Here is a 7297-nt window from a genome sequence, read left to right as displayed (position 1 = left end):
CACCCCGACCTCGGCCGCGCGCGGCCACGGCCCTCTCACGTCGTGGATCACGCAAATACACACGAGAAGCACACGCGCCGACTTTTGAAGTCACCCCCATTTCCTAAATCGATTGCCTAGGAACATCATGGGCGGTTGTTAAATCCATAATGTGATAAATTCGCTTTTCGCGAAACGCTCCTCGTTCTGAGCGCGATAGGCATCGCAAGCGGGGATCGACGATCCCGTGGATTCAGCACCAGGAAAGGCGCGGATTCTTATGGGTTTGCAGGAATCGACTTCATCGTCGCGTTCGAGGTAGGTGGCTGAGCGCCGCCTTCGGCGACGGCATCGGACCGAGTAATCAGGCCGCGGTGGCCCGGCTCACCTGRGGGCRKCCGGGCCACCGCCCTGATCAGCACGATCACCGGCCAGGTCCCCCTGYCCYGACCGCCATCCTMGGCCGTGAGGTGAGGCTCGGTCTRCGGAGGTGCTCGGTCGGCGGGCGACCGSGCAGTCGAGTCGACATTRCCTCCCCGAAATCGGGCCGGTCGAMCACGGAATAGCCTTGCGCGAAGCGTGGTTCGAGAAKGTGGGTCTCATGTCTACACAAGTTTTGCCAACATCGGAWATCCGAGAGTCCCGTGTCTGCATATTCATCTCACCGTGCACGAGGGTGACCGGTCTCGGAAATTCCCGGCCGCATGGACAAAGGAGGTGAACACCGAGTCTTCGAATCCTGCACGCCGGAGATCTTCCGTCAGTCCTCCGGCTTTGGTCTCACCACAAAGTCGTAGGGGGCCACGGGCGGGGCAACAACCTCAACCACACCTACTACCGGCGCGGCGCGTCGGTACCCCTCATCGCAGGTGAGGATTCCGCAAGGCGTACATGCCCATCGTACTGAACTCGATTGGCCACCAACATGAACCACCGTGCAGCTGTTGGGTGATCAGGTGCCCAGCCAGAGCCGTCGACGAGCGACCGTGGTCACCCGCTCGATCAGCACCGGCCGCAGCGGTGCCGGCGCAGCAACGTCGGAGGTACCCGGTGTCCGGAAGAACGCCGCGGTGTCCATCCCGAAATCGGCCCTGATGGCCTCGGCCGGGCCGCCGCCGTGGGCGCACCACCGCAATGCGAAGGCCACCATCCGGCTCAACTCGGTCGTGTCCGMGATCACCACCGCCCCTGGCGGTGCTGTGCACCGGTCGCCGCACAACGGGCCCGGGCCCACGTCTGTCGCGAACTCGGATACCCGGTGGCGGCGGCATCGCCGGCGACGGCCACCGGATCGAGGTGGGCACTCCGTCGGGTGGATCCTGGGCGTCGGACCCTATCCGTGACCGTGCGTCGTGGTGCGTCCTTCTTCGACTCCGCCACATCCTTCGGGATGGTTCCGCGGCGGCAAGATCGACGCTGCCATCCTTGGCGCGATGCAGGTGTCCCTGGTCGGGGACATCGCCAACTGAATGATCCCCGGCAAGATGGTCAAGGGAATGGGTGGTGCCATGGACCTTGTCCACGGGGCCAAGCGCGTCATCGTGCTCATGGAGCACGTCGCGAAGGACGGGGCGTTGAAGATCGTCAACGAGTGCTCTTTGCCGCTAACCGGCCGGCGGGTGGTCGAGCGGATCATCACGAACCTCGCCGTCATCGACATCACTGCGACGGACCTCACGCTGGTCGATCTCGCACCCGGCGTCCTTCCGACGAGGTGCGGGCGAAGACGGAGCCAGACCTGGTGCAGGCATGACTCCGGCATCAAGCGCAGTGAGCCGCCTTCGCTGCGGCCCAGGCGGATCCGGGATTGGCGCGGTTCGGGTGCTTGTCGAGGAGCGCGGCGTAGAGCTCCTCGGGAGTTGTCGTCGCCTCGCGCAGCGCGTCGAAGTCTTCAAGGTAGGACAACGTCTCGACAATGTCAGACGGGTCGTCGGGATAGTCGCTGTGCTTATGTCCTGCCACCGCAACTCGGGCATCGAGCTGTGACAGTCGCTCGAGGGCGGATCGCCAGTTGTCCCGCGATTGCGGAGTGGTCTCGGCGAGGTAGGGATGCGTGTGGTTGTAGACGACGTCGCCGCCGACGATCAAGCTCAGGTCAGGCACCCACACGACCGTCGTGCCCTCGGTGTCCGTGAAGCCCGTTGGGAGGATCTGGAGCTCATGACCGTCGAGCTCCAGCGCCGCCGACTCGATGACGTCGGGCACGTGCAGTGGTGACGGGATCTCACCGGGGAACAGCCTGTTCCAGAACGCGTCCACCATCTCAGGCGAGGCATGCTTCTCGGCTTGTGCGACGGTGCCGGCGGTTGCGACGGCAGTGGCGCCCTCGAACCGGTTGAGCAGTTGTCCGATGCCGAAGAAGTGGTCCCCATGTCCGTGGGTGGAATAGATCTGAGTCAGATTGCGATCGAAGGAGGCGACCCACTCGACCAGTTCCTCGTTCTGCGCCGCCGTCGTGAAGGTGTCGATCAAGATCGCGTCGCGGGGCCCATAGACGAGGGTTGACGTGTTCGTCACCCACTGGAGGTCGGCCGGCCCGTATGGGAGGTCACGAGTCAGGGAGGGGCGGCGGTTGACGAGGACGGCGTAGTTCAGGCCCTCGGCATCGCTGGGCGGCTGGTGGCTCATCGTTGTTCTCCTCTTCGGACGGCGGTCTGTTTGACTGTCATGAGGTACGCGAGCTCGACTCGCCACTTCGCATCGACATATGCATTAATCTTACATATATGTTGCTTGATCGGCGCCTTCACCGTCTCCTCGGCAGGGGGCGGCACGGCCAGCACCCCTTGTGGTACATAGCCAAACCTATTACGGTTATGTTGTCAATCGATCCAGATGCACGATGGCGTGTGCTCGGAAACGGTCCCACCCGCCGCATCAAGACATATCCATAGGGAGTTTTCATGGCCGACGCGGCGGTTGTGCAAGTCATCGACACTGCGGTTACCAGGCGCGGTGACGGTCAGTTCATGGCGGTCTTCGTCCACGGCTTCCTCGACGACCGGCACGTCTGGGATAACGTCGTCTCGCAACTGGACGCACCGCAATTCGAGTTCGTCCAAATCGATCTCGCCGGCAGCGGCGCACGGGCCGATGCCGAGGGGCCGTTCGACTACGACCACTTCGCGGCCGACGTCGGAGCGGTCGTGGACCACATCGGCAAGCCCTTCGTCATGATCGGGCACAGCATGGGATCGGCCATCGCAGAGCTGGTCGCCGCCGCCCGCCCGAACCGCGCCATGGGTCTCCTCCTGCTGGCTCCGGTGCCGCTGGCGGGAGTCGGCATGCCCGCCGAGGCCATCGAGTCGTTCCGCGGGCTCGGCGGGGACAAGGAGGGGCAATGCGCCTTGCGCAAGCAGCTCTCCGCCGGGATGCCTGGCCCGGAACTCGAACGGATTGTCACCGCCGGCGCGCAACTACGGCCCGATGTCGTTGCGGCGTTGGCAGATTGCTGGAACGGTGGGCACCCGGACGGTGTCAGCCCGTCTCGCTACGCGGGCGCGGGGCTCGTTCTGACGGGTGCCGCGGACCCGTTCGTCACCGCCGACGTCGTATCGGCGGGCGTGACGTCGCGGTTGCCGCAGGCCACCACGGCCGTGGTCGAGGGCGCCGGGCACTGGCCGCACATGGAACAAGCCTCCGCGGTCGCCGCTCAGACCAGTGAATTCCTCGAACGAACCGCCGCCGAGTTCCTGGCCGAAGCCCGGGAGCAGGGATGGACGCAAGCCTTCGCGGACAAGACCGAGTCCAGCTTCGCCGAGAAGTTCACCGAAGACGTCGTGCTCGAGGCTAGCGCATTGCAACGGCCGGCGGAGGGCCGCGACCTGGTGAAGGTCATTCTGGCAACAGCCAGCGGGATCTAYGAGTCATTGACGTTCACCCACGAAGCCAGCCACGGCTCGCGCACCTACCTCGAATGGGAAGCGACTGCGTTCGGCGGGCTGAAGCTGTTCGGAATCACGGTTCTGAGCAAGAACGAGGACGGCAAGATCGCGCGCGCGGCGATTCACCATCGGCCGCTCGGCGCCCTGCAGAAGTTCTCCGGTGAGCTACGTCAGCGACTCGACGGCACGGTCGATTCGAGCTACTTCCACGGCGACTGACCGGCTCTACCACCGGCGCGCGACGAGCTCGGTTCAGTCCTCGCCGCGCGCCGGCACCGACTCGGGCTTGCGCCTGCGCGCGCGGGAGGCACGCAAATTGACCGCGTTGCCGCACAAGCGCGCGTCATGCCACACGGCACTGGTGTTGCGCGAACGGTCGTAGAACGCCCCACCGCACCGCTCGTTGCGGCAGATTTTGAACCTGCGCCAGATGTCCTGTTGCTGGGCAACGAACGCCTCGATCAGGACGATCGCGGCAACCCGCCGCCACCCTTCTGCACGCGGCTCCAATTTCACCGTGCCGTCCGGATCCACCCGGGCGCCCATCGTGGCCGAGTGCATCCGCGCCGCGGCGAGGCTCGGATCGGCGCGCGTGGCGAGGAGGGCATGAAGGTCGGCTCGCAGGTCACGCAGGGGTTCGAGATCGCGTTCCCGGATGACGATCCGATCTTGCGCGGCGTCGTTCATCGCGGACCATGACTCCAGGGCTGCGTCCAGCCACCTCTGAGCGCTGTCGAGATCACCCAGCAGGTCGGCCTGCCGTGGGCGGCCGATCGGCCTCGTGTTGAGCAGGTCTTGGACGAAACCGAGACCGCCGGGAGCGCCCATCAGCTCGTAACGCTCTGTTGCTGGCCATGTCATAGTCGCTACCCTACCCGGATTCACGCCCTCCTTCGCTGTAACCGTTGTCACTACGGTTCTGTCTACGGATACCCGGAAACGAATCGATGCCCACCTACTAGACAAGGGTGTACGGATTATGGTTATGTCATGGGTGTCAGGTGCATCTTCCTGATGCTTATGTCACAGCCCCCTCCGCGAGCGTTGATGCCGCGGCGGAGGTCAACCGAACGATTGGACGGTACATCGTGGTGTACGGCTCCTCATTGGAACAACAGCGAGGCCCGTTCGGGGTCGAACGCGAGGACGACCTGGCGATGACCACCAGGGACGGAGTCGTGCTTCGGGCCGACGTGTACCGTCCAGAGAAGCCGGGCCGATATCCAGTGCTGGTGCGCCGCACGCCCTACGGGAAACGCGTGAACGACCTCGCCGCAGACTTCAGCGAGGCCCACTACTTCGCATCACACGGTTATGTGGTGGTTGTCCAGGACACCCGTGGGCGCTTCGCCTCCGAAGGTGCCTGGTACCCGTTCATCTACGAGGCACAGGACGGCTACGACACGATCGAATGGGCCGCAGCCCTGCCCGGTACGACGGGGGCTGCCGGGACCTTCGGCCAGTCCTACGGCGCGATCAGCCAATACCTCGCGGCTACCCAGCGACCACCACACCTACGGACCTGCATCCCGGTCTCGGCGTATCAACTCGCGTTCGAGAACTACTGGTACAACGGCGGCGCGCTCGAACTCGGCTGGATGCTCAGCTATTTCGTGAACATGGCGGAGGCCGTGCTCGCCGCTGGGGGTGACGACGAGGCGATCGACGAGCTGACGAAGCTGAAGGTCGATCCGGCAGTGCGGTTCTCCGCGCTGACCGAGGACACGCTGCGACACCTGCCGCTGAGCGATTGGGCGGACCGCCTCGGCCGGGGTGCGCCGTTCCTGAACGATATCCTCGCGCACCCGGCCGACGGCCCGTACTGGTGGGCGACGGACCTCAGCCGGCAGTTGTTCAACATCGACGTGCCGATGCTGCACGTCGGTTCCTGGTACGACATCGCCAACCGGGACACGCCGAAATTCTTCACCGGCCTACGTGAGTCCGCGCTGGACGCGCGGAACGGTCATGCACTGATCATGGGCCCGTGGGCGCACCAGCTGCCGTTCAACCAGCCGACCTCCGGGGGCACCGGTGACATCGACTTCGGGCCCGAAGCCGCCATCTCCCTCGTCGACATCGAGCGCCGTTGGTTCGACCGCTACCTCAAGGACGACACCACCGAACTGCCGAGCCCGCCCGTCCGGATCTTCGTCATGGGCGAGAACCGATGGCGCGACGAACAGGAGTGGCCGCTCGCGCGCACCGCGTACACGCCGTACTACCTCCACAGCGACGGCTCGGCGAACACGCTGAACGGCGATGGGATCGTGTCCACCGACCTACCCGCGGACGAGCCCGCGGATCGCTACCGGTACGACCCAGACGACCCCGTTCCGACGGCGGGCGGCCGGTTCGTCGGTGGCGGAGTGGCCGACCAGCGGAAGAACCAGTCCCGCGCCGACGTGCTGGTCTACACCGGAGCGGAACTGACCGAGGAGCTCGAAATCACGGGTCCCATCACCGTCTGCCTGCACGCGATGACGACCGCCCAGGACGCAGACTTCGTCGCGGTGCTCTCCGATGTCCGTCCCGACGGCTATGCCCAGAATCTCGCCGAAGGCATCGCGCGCGGCCAATTCCGCGAATCCTTCATCAATCCAACGCCATTGGAGCCCGGCACACCCTACGAGTTCACGATCCAGCTCTGGAACATCAGCCACGTATTCCATGCCGGCCATCGCATCCGGCTCCACATCACCTCCAGCGACTTCCCCCGGTGGGACCGCAATGCCGGTACCGGCGCCCCGATCGGCACCGACACCACCTTGCGCATCGCCGAGCAAACCGTCCTGCACGACAGCCGGCACCCCTCCYGAATCGTGCTTCCCGTCGTGCCCCGCCCAAACAAGAAGGATTGAACTGCTGTGGACAAAGTTGTCGAATCGGCCGAGGAGGCCGTTCGCGATGTCGGCGATGGAGCGTCCCTCGCGGTAGGCGGCTTCGGACTGTGCGGCATTCCGAGCGTGTTGATCGCGGCGCTGTTGYGGCGAGGGGTGACCGACCTCGAGGTGGTCTCCAACAACTGCGGCGTGGACGACTGGGGTCTCGGCCTTCTCCTGCGCGAACACCGCATCCGCCGGATGACCTCGTCCTACGTCGGGGAGAACAAGGAGTTCGCGCGCCAGTACCTCGCCGGCGAGCTCGAAGTCGAGCTGACGCCGCAGGGCACTCTCGCCGAGCGGTTGCGTGCCGGGGGTTCCGGCATCGCCGCGTTCTACACCCGAACCGGTGTCGGCACCTCGGTCGCCGAGGGTGGGCTCGCGTGGCGATATGACTCGGCGGGCGGCGTAGCGATTGCCTCCCCCGCCAAGGAAACGAGGAATTTCGGCTCGGATGAGCACGGTTTCGAGGGCGAATTCGTCCTCGAAACCGGCATACGCAGCGACTTCGGGCTCGTCCGCGCCTGGCGCGGAGATCGGCCGGAGATCGGC

The 7297-nt window shown here is 65.2% G+C and carries 6 protein-coding genes and 1 pseudogene; 4 read left to right on the top strand and 3 right to left on the bottom strand.

All coding sequences use genetic code 11. From position 1 onward, the window contains the following. Positions 1–931: 931 nt before the first annotated feature. Positions 932–1159, bottom strand: coding sequence for a hypothetical protein (locus tag AC1D1G_RS38725; RefSeq protein ID WP_477956243.1), 228 nt, complete (start codon positions 1157–1159; stop codon positions 932–934). Positions 1160–1291: 132 nt separating this feature from the next. On the opposite strand from AC1D1G_RS38725, the pseudogene AC1D1G_RS38720 reads away from it, so the two are divergent. Beyond that, positions 1292–1732: pseudogene (locus tag AC1D1G_RS38720) on the top strand (CoA-transferase); the annotation flags it as partial. An 8-nt stretch (positions 1733–1740) separates the two neighbouring features. Here AC1D1G_RS38720 and AC1D1G_RS38715 read toward each other — a convergent pair. Beyond that, complete coding sequence (locus AC1D1G_RS38715) at positions 1741–2607, bottom strand: MBL fold metallo-hydrolase (RefSeq protein WP_283353215.1); 867 nt, start codon at positions 2605–2607, stop codon at positions 1741–1743. 275 nt (positions 2608–2882) lie between these two features. On the opposite strand from AC1D1G_RS38715, the gene AC1D1G_RS38710 reads away from it, so the two are divergent. Next, complete coding sequence (locus tag AC1D1G_RS38710) at positions 2883–4082, top strand: alpha/beta fold hydrolase (RefSeq protein WP_283334114.1); 1200 nt, start codon at positions 2883–2885, stop codon at positions 4080–4082. Between the two features lie 33 nt (positions 4083–4115). Here AC1D1G_RS38710 and AC1D1G_RS38705 read toward each other — a convergent pair whose 3' ends face one another. Further along, the gene (locus tag AC1D1G_RS38705) at positions 4116–4724 is read right to left on the bottom strand and encodes a CGNR zinc finger domain-containing protein (protein ID WP_280784196.1); all 609 of its coding nucleotides are present in this window, start codon (positions 4722–4724) and stop codon (positions 4116–4118) included. A gap of 296 nt (positions 4725–5020) precedes the next feature. Between AC1D1G_RS38705 and AC1D1G_RS38700 the strand changes: the two genes are divergently transcribed. Both AC1D1G_RS38700 and AC1D1G_RS38695 read left to right on the top strand, forming a co-directional pair. After that, entirely contained in the window at positions 5021–6724 is a 1704-nt protein-coding gene (locus tag AC1D1G_RS38700; protein WP_477956242.1) for a CocE/NonD family hydrolase, read from the top strand. A gap of 6 nt (positions 6725–6730) precedes the next feature. After that, positions 6731–7297: CoA transferase subunit A (locus tag AC1D1G_RS38695; RefSeq protein WP_477956241.1), on the top strand; the 567-nt coding region annotated here is incomplete at its 3' end.

It is taken from the genome of Rhodococcus sp. P3_B8, assembly GCF_056402775.1.
This window is presented reverse-complemented; position numbering and strand designations above follow the sequence as displayed.